The sequence below is a fragment of the Frischella japonica genome (assembly GCF_014489845.1).
Classification (GTDB): Bacteria; Pseudomonadota; Gammaproteobacteria; order Enterobacterales; family Orbaceae; genus Frischella; species Frischella japonica.
The window spans coordinates 25963-42310 of sequence record NZ_JABURY010000019.1; the positions used below are offsets into that span (position 1 = coordinate 25963).

Annotated in this window: 17 protein-coding genes; 15 read left to right on the forward strand and 2 right to left on the reverse strand. The window is 35.1% G+C overall.

Going from position 1 to position 16348, the window contains the following annotated elements:
• Window positions 1-254 precede the first annotated feature (254 nt).
• Window positions 255-656 (reverse strand): hypothetical protein, encoded by a 402-nt coding sequence (locus FcAc13_RS09450; RefSeq protein WP_187755978.1) that lies wholly within the window; start codon window positions 654-656, stop codon window positions 255-257.
• A gap of 26 nt (window positions 657-682) precedes the next feature.
• Entirely contained in the window at window positions 683-1768 is a 1086-nt protein-coding gene (locus FcAc13_RS09455) for a methyltransferase (protein WP_187755979.1), read from the reverse strand.
• Window positions 1769-2085: 317 nt separating this feature from the next.
• Between FcAc13_RS09455 and FcAc13_RS09460 the strand changes: the two genes are divergently transcribed.
• Genes FcAc13_RS09460 through FcAc13_RS09530 form a run of 15 tightly spaced genes read left to right on the forward strand, consistent with a single transcriptional unit; the run spans window position 2086 to window position 15721 of the window.
• Window positions 2086-2811 carry a beta-ketoacyl synthase chain length factor gene (locus tag FcAc13_RS09460; protein WP_187755980.1) on the forward strand — a complete coding sequence of 242 codons (726 nt, stop codon included), beginning with the start codon at window positions 2086-2088 and terminating at the stop codon, window positions 2809-2811.
• Window positions 2796-3581 carry a lysophospholipid acyltransferase family protein gene (locus FcAc13_RS09465; RefSeq protein ID WP_187755981.1) on the forward strand — a complete coding sequence of 262 codons (786 nt, stop codon included), beginning with the start codon at window positions 2796-2798 and terminating at the stop codon, window positions 3579-3581. The genes FcAc13_RS09460 and FcAc13_RS09465 overlap by 16 nt, the downstream gene beginning before the upstream one ends.
• A gap of 42 nt (window positions 3582-3623) precedes the next feature.
• A complete protein-coding gene (locus FcAc13_RS09470; RefSeq protein ID WP_187755982.1) occupies window positions 3624-3881 on the forward strand; it encodes a phosphopantetheine-binding protein in 258 nt (85 codons plus the stop codon).
• A gap of 16 nt (window positions 3882-3897) precedes the next feature.
• Entirely contained in the window at window positions 3898-4143 is a 246-nt protein-coding gene (locus FcAc13_RS09475) for an acyl carrier protein (protein ID WP_187755983.1), read from the forward strand.
• 37 nt (window positions 4144-4180) lie between these two features.
• Entirely contained in the window at window positions 4181-4732 is a 552-nt protein-coding gene (locus FcAc13_RS09480) for a COG4648 family protein (protein ID WP_187755984.1), read from the forward strand.
• On the forward strand, window positions 4702-6429 hold the full coding sequence (locus FcAc13_RS09485) for an ApeI family dehydratase (protein ID WP_187755985.1): 1728 nt from the start codon (window positions 4702-4704) through the stop codon (window positions 6427-6429). Before FcAc13_RS09480 ends, FcAc13_RS09485 begins: the two co-directional genes overlap by 31 nt.
• Window positions 6420-8156 (forward strand): glycosyltransferase family 2 protein, encoded by a 1737-nt coding sequence (locus FcAc13_RS09490; protein ID WP_187755986.1) that lies wholly within the window; start codon window positions 6420-6422, stop codon window positions 8154-8156. Before FcAc13_RS09485 ends, FcAc13_RS09490 begins: the two co-directional genes overlap by 10 nt.
• A gap of 5 nt (window positions 8157-8161) precedes the next feature.
• On the forward strand, window positions 8162-8584 hold the full coding sequence (locus FcAc13_RS09495) for an acyl-CoA thioesterase (protein ID WP_187755987.1): 423 nt from the start codon (window positions 8162-8164) through the stop codon (window positions 8582-8584).
• Window positions 8581-9192, forward strand: a complete 612-nt coding sequence (locus FcAc13_RS09500) for a LolA family protein (protein ID WP_187755988.1) — start codon at window positions 8581-8583, stop codon at window positions 9190-9192. Before FcAc13_RS09495 ends, FcAc13_RS09500 begins: the two co-directional genes overlap by 4 nt.
• Window positions 9193-9202: 10 nt before the next feature.
• Window positions 9203-11494, forward strand: coding sequence for an MMPL family transporter (locus FcAc13_RS09505; protein WP_187755989.1), 2292 nt, complete (start codon window positions 9203-9205; stop codon window positions 11492-11494).
• Window positions 11495-11534: 40 nt separating this feature from the next.
• The gene (locus FcAc13_RS09510; protein ID WP_187755990.1) at window positions 11535-12104 is read left to right on the forward strand and encodes a DUF3261 domain-containing protein; all 570 of its coding nucleotides are present in this window, start codon (window positions 11535-11537) and stop codon (window positions 12102-12104) included.
• 5 nt (window positions 12105-12109) lie between these two features.
• On the forward strand, window positions 12110-13291 hold the full coding sequence (locus FcAc13_RS09515; protein WP_187755991.1) for a beta-ketoacyl-[acyl-carrier-protein] synthase family protein: 1182 nt from the start codon (window positions 12110-12112) through the stop codon (window positions 13289-13291).
• Window positions 13291-13764, forward strand: coding sequence for a hotdog family protein (locus FcAc13_RS09520; protein WP_187755992.1), 474 nt, complete (start codon window positions 13291-13293; stop codon window positions 13762-13764). Before FcAc13_RS09515 ends, FcAc13_RS09520 begins: the two co-directional genes overlap by 1 nt.
• Before the next feature lie 2 nt (window positions 13765-13766).
• On the forward strand, window positions 13767-14498 hold the full coding sequence (locus tag FcAc13_RS09525; protein WP_187755993.1) for a 3-ketoacyl-ACP reductase FabG2: 732 nt from the start codon (window positions 13767-13769) through the stop codon (window positions 14496-14498).
• Window positions 14495-15721 carry a beta-ketoacyl-ACP synthase gene (locus FcAc13_RS09530; protein ID WP_187755994.1) on the forward strand — a complete coding sequence of 409 codons (1227 nt, stop codon included), beginning with the start codon at window positions 14495-14497 and terminating at the stop codon, window positions 15719-15721. Before FcAc13_RS09525 ends, FcAc13_RS09530 begins: the two co-directional genes overlap by 4 nt.
• Window positions 15722-16348: the final 627 nt, after the last annotated feature.

Genomic DNA, 16348 nt, shown 5'->3' on the forward strand with positions numbered 1-16348 from the left:
CCCACAATAGAAATTTTTCAATTATGGTATGTCACACTATTTTAGCATCGATTAGGTGAGTTTATGTAAAAACTGTTGTAAAAAATTGATACCAGATTCGTCAAAATTGCCATTATCATAACGGGAAAAGACGATTAGATTAATGCAATAGTAAGGTCTATTAAGAGGGGATATTATGCGTATCATCTATGCAAAAATACCCTCTTATGAGGGTATTGCAAGTATTTAATTGATCATTAAATATAATCAAGTTGTTATTGTTTCTGCATAAAAGCGTTCTGTTGAATTTTCTGATCCAAATTTGCGACCCAACGTTGATAATTGCGATGCACTTTACCATTTGGTCCTTTTAAATTTTCGCTGGTAGAAGCATATTTAATCGTATAACCTTTTTCAGAATAGATTATATTAACGGTAACATTATAGCCTCGATTATAGAGTGATGCTTCAATAGTATTTTTATTAATAGCATGCATATTCCATGAACCAAAAGCACGTTGACCTTTTGTTGCAGCTGCTAAAATGGATTGTTTTACTTGCTCTTTGGTTAAGCCAGTTAATGCAGTATTGTAGTCTTGTGGTTCTTGGTATTTTCCCGCACAACCAAATAAAGATATAGCTAAAACAGCTGATAATATGATTTTCCAAAACTTCATCAGTTACTCCTTGATATATTATTAGTTTAACGTTTTTTACAAATAAGTAAGGTATGACCTAAACCTAGACCATCAATATCTTGTTCAACATGAAAACCCGCTTTATTCAAGCATTGGTAAAATGTTTTAGAATGATAAAAACGGCTATTTCCATTAGCAAAGCAAGTAAAATAAAGTGATGAAGCATTCAAACTTAATGCTCCTGCTTCGAAAGGTTGTCGATCCCAAAACATTTCCATAATACAGACAACTGCGTCATTTTTCATGCTAGCGTGAATCAGTGACAAAATTGCGATAATTTGTGCTTCGCTAAAACAATCGAGAAATTGACTCATCCACCATAAATCAGCTTGATTAGGTAATGACACCGCCGACAATAAATTAACCGGATAACCTGTAATACGAGACGCAAATCCCGCTGCCTGAATGTTTTCTTGTGCTAGCTTAATTTGTTGCGGTAAATCTAGTAGTGTAATTTGGATATTAGGATCTTGATTAGCACAAAATAAAGCCCATTTACCGGTATTACCACCAACATCATAAATATGTTGCGGATTAAGTGATTTAATTTGTTTAAATGCATCAGGAAATGAACTATCAGAATAGAAATGATCGAATTCAAACCAACTTTTTTTCGCTTTGGTTGGCAATTGACTTAAGTATGGATAAATACTTTGCCAATCGCCAAATACTTGTAAACCTGAAGGCTTGCCTTCTACTAGCGCTTGCTCAAGATATTGCATTCCTTCGTAGCACACATCTTGAGTGAAATCTATATTAACATTGGTCATTTTATCATGTAACAAATAATGTCCGATTTTTGCCAAAATATAATGATCATTGTGTAAATAAACAATATGCATACTTAATGCAACATCGAGCAATAATTGAATTGCGTAGGGTGATAATGCAATATTTTCACATATTTGCTCTATTTTAACCCCTTGCTGATGAAATTGATCCAAATAAGCTAATATACCTTTATTTCGCAAACATAATACAGCTTGAAATAAAATAGGAGAAAACGCAATTTTCTGGGCTTCGGTAATGGCATCTAATGCTGTATAAATCTCTTTGTCATATCTATATTTTTTTGGTTGTTTTGTATCCACTAATCTTCCTTTTTAATTTTAATTATTATTAGGATCCTTGATAACAAGAATAAGAGATTGCTATTTATAGTCTATTTAGGGTTTGAATTAGCGCATTATAATGGGTTTAATTTCAAAACCCAAATAATTAATTGTGCTATAATTGTAAAGTTATTAATTATCGTAAGTTTATTAAGTTAAAAAAATTAAAAAGGGTAATTGGTTAGAGATTGATTAATTTAAAATAGCACTTTCAAATTTTTTATTTTGGAAATCATTTAATCAACGATATAATATTTAATCTTTTATGATTGTTGTAAAATAATAAAAATAATGGCATGAAACTTTCTTTTTCAATTGAAAATTGGTTTGCGATATCTTCTGGTTTATTAAATCAGGCTCAATGGCTTGCATGGTCAAATAAGCAAAACCATGATTGGCATTTACCCTTACCTAAATTGACTAAATTACCACTCTTACAAGCACGCAGGATGAGTATTCCTTCTCGGCTTGCTGTTGAAGTTGGATTAGAATTAATTAAAGAAACCCAAGTTGATTTTGCTATTTTTATCAGTCGTCATGGCGAATTGGAAAGAACCTACAAAATTCTTGATACATTAAATCATAATCAAGATATTTCCCCAACTGACTTCGCTTTATCGGTACATAACACCGCTGCTGGATTATTATCAATTATTGCAAAACAAGCGATCCCGATTAGTTCAATTTCTGCTGGACAAGATGGATTTCATCAAGGATTAATTGAGGCGATATCGCTAATAACACAAGGTTTCAAACGTATTTTATTAATTGATTTTGATGGTGCGATTCCTGATTGCTATCATTCCCAAATTACGGTTACCGTGCCCGCTTATGCTACAGGTTTCATCATATCACAAGGTAATACGTGCGAAGCGGAATCTTTGGTTAATCTTACCAATGAAGTTGTCCCCTATCAAGCCGGTTATCCGCAATCACTCGCTTTTTTGCATGGTTATTTAAATAAGCAATCCTCTTTTTATCTAGAAGGAAATAAACAACACTGGTTATGGACGATAAACTAACGATAAAAAGATTACTAATCAAAATTAATCAATTTTGGCGAATCATTGCTACGGCAATTGGTTTTAGCTTATTTGGGTTAGGTGGATTATTTTTTTTGTGGCTGATATGGTTTAACTTACTCAGAATATTCGTTTGGAATAAAACCCAACGTGCAATTATTGCCCAATATAGTATTAGTTTAAGTTTTAAGCTTTTTTTATGGATAGTTAAATTACTGGGAATTATTAGCTACCAATTCAATGGGTTAGACAAACTCAAACAGGACAAACACTGTTTAGTGGTAGCAAATCATCCCTCGTTATTAGATTTTGTGTTATTGGCATCAGTTATGCCGCGTTGTGACTGCATGGTCAAGGAATCACTATTAAAAAATTTTTTTATCGGTGGCATTATTAAAACAGCGGATTATATTCCCAATACTGAGGCAAGCAGGATGCTACCTCATTGCCAACAAACATTAACAACAGATGGCCGGATTTTAATATTTCCTGAAGGGACACGTAGTATACCTAATGAGAAAATTAAACTTCAAAGAGGTGCGGCGAATATTGCATTACGCTGTCAGGCTGACATTAGGATTATTAACATAGAATGTTGGCCGCCATTCCTCATTAAACAACAGAAATGGTATGATGTGCCATTAAAAAAGCCTGTGTTTAATATTACAGTAGGGGAAAAAATCCCTATTAGTAATTATCTAAGTGAAAATCTTGCTCTTTCAGCAAGAGAATTAACTTATGACTTAACATTAAAACTAAGTCCTAAATAAAATGACATAGCAAAGATAAAACAATAAATACAAGGAAAATACATGACTCAATTACAAGAAGAAATAAAGCAACTTATCATTGACGTTCTAAATCTAGAAGAAATCACCCCTGATGATATTGATACCGATATGGCCTTGTTTGGCGATGGTTTAGGTTTAGATTCTATTGATGCTTTAGAATTAGGATTAGCTATCAAGAATCGTTATGGTATTGTACTCTCAGCCGAAAATGAGGAAACTAAACACATCTTTTATTCAGTAAAAACATTAGCTGATTTTGTCGCTTCCCAACAACATTAATAAAGGAATTTACTCAATGGATAAACAACAAATTTTTAATGAAATTCAATCAGCTTTAGTAAAACTATTTGAACTATCACCGGATGATATTAAACCTGAATCCAAATTGTTTGAGGAACTAGATTTAGATAGCATTGATGCGGTTGATCTGGTTGTTCATCTACAAAAAAAGATCGGTAAAAAAGTCGATCCAGAAACTTTTAAATCGGTCAGGACTGTTCAAGACGTTGTTGATTCTGTTGATAAATTGGTAAATGGTTAAGACGCATTTTTTCAAACTTGCAAGTATGACTAAGTTAATGGCAATCATAAAAATAATGATTAATATTTTATTAATCGGTTACCCTTTTATCATCTTTTTTTCATTACATCATGGTCACTTAAACTTAGCCATTTTAGGTCTGTTCATTATATTTATATTACGTTTATTAACATTACCGGCAATGAATTCACAACTATACTGGTTTAGTAAAATCATGCCGTTTGTCGGGTTGTTTTTAGCTAGTGTCAGCTGGTTATTGTCAGAATATCAATTATTACTTTATTATCCGGTTATGGTAAACAGTATTTTATTGACAATATTTGCCTATTCTTTAAAACATACACCGACTATCATCGAACGCTTTGCCAGAATAAAGCATCATAATTTATCAACAGCTCAAATACACTATACTCGCAACGTTACGATTTTTTGGTGTTATTTTTTTGTATTTAATGGCTCAATTTCTTTATTTACTTGCTTAATCGATGATTTACAGTGGTGGACATTATATAACGGTGCTATCAGTTACTGTTTAATTGGATTATGTATGGGGGGAGAATGGTTACTTCGCCAAAAATATCGCAATTAATACCACTAGTAGAACAAATAGATCGTGATGATAATGATGTGATTGCTATTCGCCAACATCAAGCCTTGTATGCTATTGATTTTAAGAAGTATATTGCTTCATTATATCAACAAATTAAATTATCGCCGGCAACACATTGGGCGATTGCTATGCAAGATAGTTTTTATTTTGTGGTTAGTTTGTTTGCCATACTTTATGCAGGTAAGCAACCTGTATTACTGAATCCAAGACAGAAAGAGATGACGTCTTTTTACCAAGCGTTAATCACTGACCACCTTACTTTAGAATGTGTGCCGTTAACGCCAGATCATCTGATTAATATTCACCATTTAAATACCGATACCGTTATTGATAATTTGCCATCAATACTACCGGCAACATTTGTGTCAGATAGTTTAACCATATTCACGTCAGGTTCTACTGGATTACCCAAGCCTGTTAGCAAAACCATCGCCCAATTGGAAACAGAAAGTCAAATCTTAACCAACCAGTTTACCCCATTATCCGATTTAGTCTTTATTGCTTCGGTAAGTCATGAACATATGTATGGCTTAACGTTTAAAATTGTCTTGGCGTTGATGAATCAAGCACCTTTTATTTGTGAAACCATCAGTTATCAAGAACAATTGGCTAGTTATCGTTACCGGAATATTCTGTATATTACAACACCATCTATTCTTAAAATGCTGGATGCCAATATTGCTCCAATTAGCTGTAACAAAGTCATATCAGCGGGTGGATTACTGACATCTCAGACGGCAAACCTTTGTTTAAAATGCTTTAATCGTTTACCTAATGAAATCTATGGTTCGACTGAAACTGGCATAATTGCCACACGTAGCCAATATCAAAGTGAAACGCCATGGCAGTTATTTGCTCCTATGAAATTAACATCACATCATGAAAATGAGCAAGTCGTGTTACACTCACCGCTAATTACACAACCGGAAATACTTAATGATAAAGTTGCAATCATTGACGATCAACATTTCTATCTTCAGGGACGGACAGATAAAATTGTAAAAATCTCAGAAAAAAGAGTATCTCTAACGTATATAGAACAACAGCTTGAAATACTTAACGAGATCACCCATGCAACAATTATCCCTCTTGAACAGAAAAATCGAACTATCTTAGCTGCGGCTATAATCTTATCTCAAATAGGTCAAGAAAAACTGCAACAACTGGGTCATTTCCAATTGACCCAATATTTTCGCCAACGATTAAAAGATAAATTATCTCTGGTAACTGTGCCCAAAAAATGGCGTTTTGTTAAACAACTGCCAGTTAACCAGCAGGGCAAATCCACCTATATTGAAATAAAAGCCCTATTCGAAAATCCTGAGTTAATAATGAAAAAATTACCCAAAGAACTTAATATTTCTGTGAATGACAATACCGCTGAGCTTGAACTCATAGTTCCAAATGATCTTTTTTGGTTTAATGGTCATTTTCCTACACAACCGTTATTACCTGGCGTAGTACAATTAAATTGGGTGATACATTATAGTGAAATCCTATTTGCCCAAAAATTTAATATTCAATCGCTTGAAATCATAAAATTTCAAATGCCTATACTACCCAATGACACGTTAATTTTACACATCAACTGGCTCAAAGAATTCAACAAATTACAATTTACATATACAGTTGCCAATAAAACAGCTAGTAGCGGGAAAATAAAACTATGCCAATAGATAGTGAAAATACTGATCATTTAACTCAGTACTGTTTCGTCATTCCATGCTTTAATCATAGCTATAAGATTTTTAACGTGCTACAGCAACTCGCACATTATCAACTACACTGTTTTATTATTGATGATGGTAGCGATATTGATAAAGCGGAAATGCTAAAAAATATCAGTCAACAATTTACTTGGGTTACCCTACATCGTTTACCAACGAATCAAGGTAAAGGTGTTGCAGTAATGACTGGAATGAAATTAGCCTATTCGCAAGGTTATAGCCATGCTATTCAAATCGATGCGGATGGACAACATAATAGTCATGATATTGCTAAGCTAATTGACCAATCATTGTGTCATCCAAAGGCTCTTATTTCCGGTAAACCGGTTTATGATGATTCGGTACCTAAACATCGCTTAATCGCACGTTATATCACGCATTTTTGGGTCTGGATAGAAACATTATCTTTTACAATTCAAGATAGTATGTGTGGATTTAGAATTTATCCACTTGAACAAACCATGCAAATAATGAATAAAAATAATATCGGTAATCGAATGAATTTTGATACCGAAATTATGGTGAGATTGTATTGGGATGGTGCTGAGGTAATTTTTATTCCAACAAAAGTGATTTATCCTGCTGATGGGCTATCACACTTCAGGGCCGTTAAAGATAACTTACTCATTTCTTGGATGCATACCAAACTTTTTTTCGGTATGTTGCCGCGTGCTTATGCTTTGATAAAAAGAGATAATTCCCAACAAATGCCACAACAACATTGGTCACAAGTCAATGAACGTAAGGGATTATGGGGCATAAAGTTTATTTTAACTGCGTATCGTATTTTGGGGCGTAAAATAGCACAATTGATTATGCTTCCAGTCATTCTATATTTTTGGTTAACTGGCACAACACAGCGTAAAGCTTCCAAGGCTTATTTACAATTAATTAAACAACAGTATCCATCTGTTCCTCTGGTTAATAAAAATAAATTGACTACTTTTCAACATTTCTATCGATTTGGTGAATCGTTACTTGATAAATTAGCCAGTTGGCAAGGTGATATCACCATCAATGATCTCTATTATCCACATAAAGCCCTGTGTTTAGAGGTTATAGAAAAACGACAAGGCATTATTTTATTGGGATCACATCTTGGTGATTTAGAAATGTGTCGAGCTATTGCCAATCTATCCCACCACGTCACGATTAATGCCTTAGTGTTTACGCGCCATGCAACACGATTTAATCAGATTCTTGCTACGGTAAATCCTAAAGCAACCATTAATTTAATTCAAGTCGATACACTTAATGCTAATAGCGCAATACTGCTTAAAGAAAAATTAGATCGCGGTGAATGGGTCGCCATTATGGGCGACAGAACGTCAACTAATCCTCATCAACGAACCGACGATGATGCCATCATATGGGCCAATTTTTTGGGCCAACCAGCACCTTTTCCCAAAGGTCCATTTATTCTATCATCGGCGCTAGGTGTTCCTGTTTACCTTGTTTGGGGATTAAAACCAAACGGACGTTATCAATTCTATTTTGAACATTTTAGTGAACAATTACGCTTACCACGTAAAGAACGACAGCAAATCTTACAAGCTACCGTACAGCGTTATGCTACACGTTTAGAATATTACTGTTTAATGTCACCACTTGATTGGTTTAATTTTTATGACTTTTGGCACTATACTAAGCCCACACAACTGACAAAAAAAAGATAATAATTATGATAAATAATACAATTCACAGCGCCACAATCGAAGTCATCACTTCATTTCATGATACTGATGCCATGGGCGTTGTCTGGCATGGTAATTATTTAAAGTTTTTTGAGAAGGCCCGTGAAGCTTTGTTTAAAAAATTTAATTATGGTTACAAAGAGATGCTTGATTCCGGCTATGTTTGGCCCATTATCGATACTCGCGTTAAATACGTTGTTGCCACCATAGCAGAACAGACCCTGCAAATAACCGTGCAATTAGCCGAATATGAAAATCGTATAAAATTAAATTATATAGTAAGAGACGCTATAACAGGTAAAAAAACGACCACTGGATATACCATTCAAGTTGCCGTTAATGCCGTGAATAAAGAGATGAGTTTTGTTACGCCACCAATCTTTTTAGAACGTTTTGGATTAATCACATGAAAAATTTCCTGATACTCTGTTTTATTCTTCCTTCGATATTTTTTGTCAGTAATGGTCAGGCCATAACGCTGGATGAATTACAACAAAAATTTAGTCAATATCCGGTTACGCGTGCTAATTTCACACAAGATAGATATATTCAAGGTATGAACAAGCCCTTACATTCAACGGGGCGAATGATCATATCACAACACCATGGATTATGGTGGCAACAGTTGACTCCATTTGCCTTGACGCTAAAAATGAATGATCAACGTATGCAACAAATCATTGGTCAACAACCACCACAAATTATCAGAGCGGATGAACAGCCACAATTATTTCAATTTAATACCTTATTAGCCGCAATTTTTAATGCTGATAAAATTACCCTTGAAAAAAATTTTCAACTGAACTTATCTGATTCTGATAATGCACAAAAATGGCAACTGATATTGATACCGAAAATGGCTCCTTTAAATAAAATTTTTCATAAAATTACCTTAATCGGTGACCAATATTTATTACAAATTACCATTGATGATAAGCAAAACGATAAAACATTGATTGTTTTTACTGATCATCAAACATTACCCTTAACTGAAAATGAAAAACATTTATTCGATTAATTGTGATACCTTGAAAAAAGCAGCTGTTTTATGGGGGCTAATTGTTCTTGGACTATTAGTATTGGCAATATATTTACTGCCAAAAAGTAAACTTAATACCAGTGTACTATCATTATTACCTCAAACACAAAATACAGCTGTTCCTGCAGAGTTAATGACAGGTTTTCAAGAACGCTTAGATAAGCAATTAGTGTGGTTAATTAAACCCAAACTATCCGATGACCTTGAACCAGTAAAATGGTGGTATGACAACTTAACCCAGCAAAAATTTATTGAAAAAGTCAATGGGTTAATGGATCAACAATTTCAGCAAGAATGGGCTAAAACAGCGTATCAATATCGTTATCAACTTATCGATACTGATACCCTAACAAAGATAAAAAATGGCACACATTTACCTTGGATATTAAGTCAACTTTATTCGCCATTTAGTGGCTTAACCATGAATGAACTTAATCATGATCCATTGCTCATAACACGTTCAACACAATTAAATCAACTTAGTCATAGCGGTAATTTAACCGTTAATAATCATTGGCTGACAGCTAAAGATGAACAAAATAATACTTGGTATATGATCTATGCTCAACTGCAAGGTTCCTCATTTAATATGCAGCAATCACAGCAGATTATTAAACAACTCGATGAATTAACGCTGTTACTTAAACAACAATGGCCAGATACAGAAATTATCAAACGAGGCGTATTGTTCTATAGTGATTATGCCAGTTCTCAAGCCAAAAATGATATCTCAACGATTGGTAGTCTGTCGATTCTCGGCATTGTAATCCTCATTTTAGTCATTTTCCGTTCTATACGTCCTATTTTATTGACACTTCTGTCGATTTCGATTGGTATTCTTTGTGGAATAGTTGCCGTAGTAGCGCTATTTGGTGAAATACATATTATTACCCTCGTTATGAGTACCAGTATTATTGGGATTGCGATTGATTATGCCCTACATTATTTAACCGAGCGTATGTTACATGGGAATCAAGAAACCGCGTGGCAAAGTCTTAACAATCTCCTTTATACCTTAATAATTGCTCTGACGACTAGCTTAATTGCTTACGTTATTTTGTTGTTTACGCCCTTCCCGGGATTAAAACAATTAGCAACCTTTGCGATTTTTGGTTTAATGGGAGCTTTTTTTACCGTTATATGCTGGTACCCATTTCTCGTTAATAATTTGCCGGTAAGATTAAATATTGGCGAACGTTATTTAACGGGTTGGTTAACATTATGGCAAAAAAACAGCATGCAAATAATAATGACATTAATGATGACTACTTTTATTGCCATAGGGCTCACACAATTAAAAATTGATGATGATATCGGACAGTTACAAACATTACCTACCGATTTATATCAACAGGAACAAAAAATTATAGCTATAACAAAGCAAAGTCATGATCAAAAATGGTTTGTTGTCTACGGCCAAACCCCGGAACAAACTTTACAACGACTCGAAGCATTCATCCCAATACTAAATCAGGCCAAACAAGATGGATTAATCGGCTCATATCAAACGATAAATTTATTCTCACTCCAGCAACAACAACAGAATATTGATACTATCAAACAATATGCACCTGCTATTATAGACGGGTTAGAAAATATGGGTTTAACGCCTGAGAATAGTCGTCTAAATCTCAATGAATTAGCGCTTATGACCCCACAACAATGGCTAAATAGTTCAATCAGTGAAGGACGCAATTTACTCTGGCTTAGTTTAACTGACGGGCAAAGTGCAACATTAATACCGATTAGTGATATTAAAAACATAACCAAGTTAAGTGACTTATCTTCTGGAATATCAGGAGTGCAGTTGTTAGATCGACGACAAGAATTTAATGATATGTTTATGCATTATCGTATTCATTTAAGTGAATTATTGGTTTTTGCCATTATCATAATTTGTGCTACTTTTATATATCGGAATCGTAATAATGGTTTGTTTATGGCCATTAAAAGCACGTTACCGACCTTATTATCGATTGGTGCCTCATTGGCTATCCTCGGCATAACTCAGCAATCACTTAATCTATTTTCGATGTTAGCATTAATTTTAGTTATTGGTATTGGTATTGATTATAGTTTATTCTTAAGCAATACCAAGAGCCAAACAACTGGCGCATTATTAGCTGTATCGATGGCAGCATTAACCACCTTGCTATCGTTTGGTTTGTTAGTATTAAGCCATACTAACGCTATCGTTGGTTTTGGTTTAGTACTCACTGGTGGCATTTTTACAGCATACTTATTTGCGCCAATTTGCCAACCGCAAAATAAACAACACTAATTAATCAAAATAAATAATAATCAAATAATTAGGTAGCAAAATGAAAAGAATTCAATATTGGCTAATGTGCTTTATAACATTATTACTCTGCTCATGTGCCAACAAACCTATCAGTCCCGAAACTTGGTTAACCAAAGGGGTTAAAGTGAATTTACCAGCCCCTCATTTCGACCAAGTTTATCATGATCAACAATTACTGACATTTAGTTATAACGGTCAACAGCATTCATTAATCACAATGATTGATGCACAAAATGATGCATTAAGTGTAGTTGGTTTATCAACACTAGGCATTCGTCTATTTAAAATTGACTACTATGGTAAAGTAATTACGACTGAACAAAATATTTTTATTAAAGAGCTACCATCCGCGTCTCAAATTTTATCTGACATTATGTTCAGCATTCTACCTATAGAGCAGTGGCAACCTTTATTACCCAAAGGTTGGCAATTAATTGACACCAACGAGCAGCGTTTACTGATTAATGAGCAGCAACAAACAGTGATTGAGATCAAATATCGTCAACCACCTTCATCGCAAATCCGTAAACCTACAAATATCAAACATTATATTTTTGGGTATCAAATCGCAATTAGCAGTATGGAGTAGTTAGAATGGTTTATATCACCGCGTTAGGCGCGATCAACTCTTTAGGCAGTAATATGACGCAAATTAGTCAAAATTTAGCTAAATATTACAATGCTACTCATTATTTAGAGGAAAATAACGGTTGGTTATTACACAATAAAAGGACTTGGTTTGGCAAAGTTAAAACACCATTACCAACAATTCCCCATCATTTAGCGGCATATAATAGCCGAAATAATCAATTAATCTATGCCAGCTACCTTCAAATTGAGTCACAGATACAACAGATTATTGCAAAATACGGTAAACAAAGAATTGCGGTAATTTTAGGCACAAGTACTTCGGGTATCCATGAAGGTGATTTAGCTATCAAACATTATTTGCAATCAGGCCAGTTACCGGGAAATTACTATTATAATCAGCAAGAATTAGGTGATCCATCTTGTTTCTTAAGTACCTTATTACACCTACAAGGTCCAGCTTACACTATTTCAACAGCATGTACATCCAGTGCCAGAGCAATAATAAGTGGCAAACGTCTGATTGAAAGTGGTCTTGTTGATGCTGCCATTGTTGGTGGTGCAGATAGTTTAAGTAGAATGCCAATTAATGGATTTCATGCTTTAGAATCACTATCAGATAAACCTTGCACGCCTTTTGCACAACATCGCTGTGGTATTAATATCGGAGAGGCAGGCGCCCTATTTGTACTAACTAAGGAGCAAAACAGTGAAATAGCGATATTAGGTATTGGCGAGTCTTCCGATGCGCATCATATTTCGGCGCCTCATCCGGAAGGTATTGGCGCACAAAAAGCAATGGCAATGGCTTTAACAGATGCCCAACTGACCGCAAGCGATATTGGCTATATTAATTTACATGGCACGGCAACACCGTTAAATGATCAAGCTGAAAGTAAAGCAGTTTATCGTTTATTTGCCCCATATAATACACCATGTAGTTCCACTAAACATCTCACCGGTCATACCCTTGGAACAGCAGCTGCAACCGAATTAGCGATCAGTTATTTATTAATAGAGCAAAATATCCCGTTACCCCAACAGAATTTCTCGGTTTCACCGTTTGATCCGCAATTAGATAACATCGCCATGGTGACACAATCTATGAAACTTGAAAAACCAATTATAATGTCAAACTCATTTGCATTTGGTGGTAATAATGTTTCTTTAATTATTGGTAAAAAATAATGGAATACGAATTAGCAAAACACTATTTACCGCATGATACGCCAATGGTCATGATACAAAATGTACATTTGATCGATAATGAACAGTGCATTTGTAGTGTTGAAGTGAGCCGCCAAAGTATTTTAGCACCATTCCTCAATGATCAATTTGCTTTACCGAATTATTATGCTATTGAACTTATGGCGCAAACAATTGGAGTATGGAATGGTTATCACGGTCAAAAAAATGAACATCAAACTAAAATTGGCATGCTATTAGGTGGTAGATCGATCGATCTTTCCGTCACGCAATTTCCATTAAATAGTCTGTTAATGATTCAGGCAAAATTAATCTTACATGATAATAAATTGGCCAGTTTTGAATGCCAGTTAACAATCGATGACACATGTGTTGCCACAGGAAGACTCAACGTTTATGAACCGGATAAATCCGAATTGGCAGTGTTATTTGGTAAACCCCGTTTAGGAGAATAATAATGACAAAAACAGTCCTTGTAACCGGCGCAAGTAAGGGTATTGGTAAAGCTATTGCCATTAAACTTGCCCAAGATGGATTTAATATTGCTGTTCACTATCATAGTGACGAAAAAGGAGCACAACAAACTCTGCAAACTATTGAGAATAATGGTGGCAAAGGAAGGTTATTATCTTTTGATGTCAGTAATCGCGCTCAGTGTCAACATATTATTGAATCTGATATTGAACAAAATGGTGCCTATTATGGTGTAATCAATAACGCAGGTATTATTCGTGATGGTGCTTTCCCGGCATTAACTGAAAAAGATTGGTGTGACGTTATTCATACTGATTTAGATAGCTTTTATAATGTCTTACATCCGTGCATTATGCCAATGATCGGTCTACGTAATGGTGGACGTATTATCGTGATTTCATCGATTTCAGGTGTTGTTGGTAATCGGGGGCAAGTAAACTATAGTGCTGCTAAAGCTGGTCTCATTGGTGCAAGTAAAGCCCTTGCAATAGAATTAGCTAAACGCAATATTACCGTTAATTGCATAGCACCAGGTGTTATCAATACTGGTATTTTAGATATCGATCCTATCGTCTTTCATGAAGCAATGAAATTAGTTCCTTTAAAACGGATGGGCAATGTTGAAGAAGTAGCTGGATTAGCCAGTTATCTTATGTCAGATATTGCCGGTTATATAACGCGTCAAGTTATTTCAATAAATGGAGGTATGATATGATTAGACGTGTGGTAATAACTGGCATGGGCGGGGTCACGGCATTTGGTAGCAATTGGCAAACGGTTCAGGCACGCTTAAAACAAGGGCAAAATGCCGTGAGATATATGCCCGAATGGGAAATTTATGATGGATTGAACACTAAACTTGGTGCACCTATCGATGATTTCGTACTACCAGAACATTATACACGTAAGAAAATACGTTCTATGGGACGCGTTTCATTGCTGTCCACACAGGCTACAGAAATCGCGCTGAAACAATCAGGTTTATTAGAAGAATCAGTGCTTACGGATGGTCGTACCGGTATCGCTTTTGGATCATCTACCGGAAGTACAGCGCCTGTCGCAGCATTTGCGACGATGTTAAATGAAAAACACACCAATAATATTACCGCCACCACCTACGTACAAATGATGCCACATACTACGGCAGTAAATACCGGGTTATTTTTCGGCCTGAAAGGACGCATCATCCCCACATCCAGCGCTTGTACTTCAGGCAGTCAAGCTATCGGTTATGCATATGAAGCAATAAAATACGGTCTGCAAACCGTCATGGTTGCCGGTGGCGCGGAAGAGCTATGCCCATCGGAAGCAGCAGTATTTGATACTTTATTTGCAACAAGTCAGAAGAATCATAATCCAAAAGATTCACCACGACCATTCGATCGTGATCGGGATGGTTTAGTGATTGGTGAAGGTGCCGGCGCCTTAATTTTAGAAGAATACGAACATGCTAAAGCTCGTGGAGCAAAAATTTATGGCGAAATCGTTGGTTTTATGACCAATTGTGACGCGAGCCATATCACTCAACCACGTAAAGAAACCATGAAGTTTTGCATTGAACAAGCATTAAAGCAAGCCAATTTGCCATCTTCGGCAATAGGTTATATCAGTGCCCATGGTACTGCAACAGATCGTGGCGATATTGCTGAAAGTCATGCTACTGCTGAAATTTTCAATCATCAAACACCGATTTCTTCATTAAAAAGTTATTTTGGTCACACTTTAGGCGCTTGCGGTGCGCTTGAAGCATGGTTATCTATTGAAATGATGCATTCGGGTTGGTTTAACCCTACCGTTAATCTTGTTCATCCTGATCCACAATGTGGTGAACTTGATTATATTATGGGAAATGGCAGAGAATTAGATATTGAATACATTCAAAGTAATAATTTTGCCTTTGGTGGCATTAATACTTCCATTATTATTAAACGCATGTAGTGAAACGATAAAAGCTTATGTTATCAGTCAGTAATCATTCATCGGTATACGCCTAATTTTTGATTATAATCTTATAACAAGCTCCCCATTTGAGGGTCAAGTACCATTATCAATGGCTAGTAGATTGGCTATGGCACTCTGACCCGATCGTGATTGTTTTTGCTCTTCTCAATATAGAGTTTCTGCCTGCACTTATCATAGGATATATCGTCAGCATCACTGAATCGGATCAGTGAAGATCATAAAATTTCTCCGTTCAGTTAATGTTGATAGAGATCATCTAGACAGGTAGATAGACCATTATCATAAATGAACTATCTGATTAATTTATCTTATATCAGTTTACAAGTAGAACTTTGAGTAAAAAATTTTACCTTGAGTGCATTTGCAACTGATTTCATAAAATAATACCAATAGTTTGTACTAAATAGATAGAATGCCCATCTCTACCGTTACATCTTTGCTTCGTAAATGTTATAAAAATAAGTTTATTATGCCCGATGATTATTAACGCTTTATCAAATTTCAAACTTTACCTATAGACTTGGCTACAGATTTATGCTGGATAAACTGATTTTGTCAGTATTTATTCACTTGGTAAATAAAGTGCTAACACGCTTTTGATTA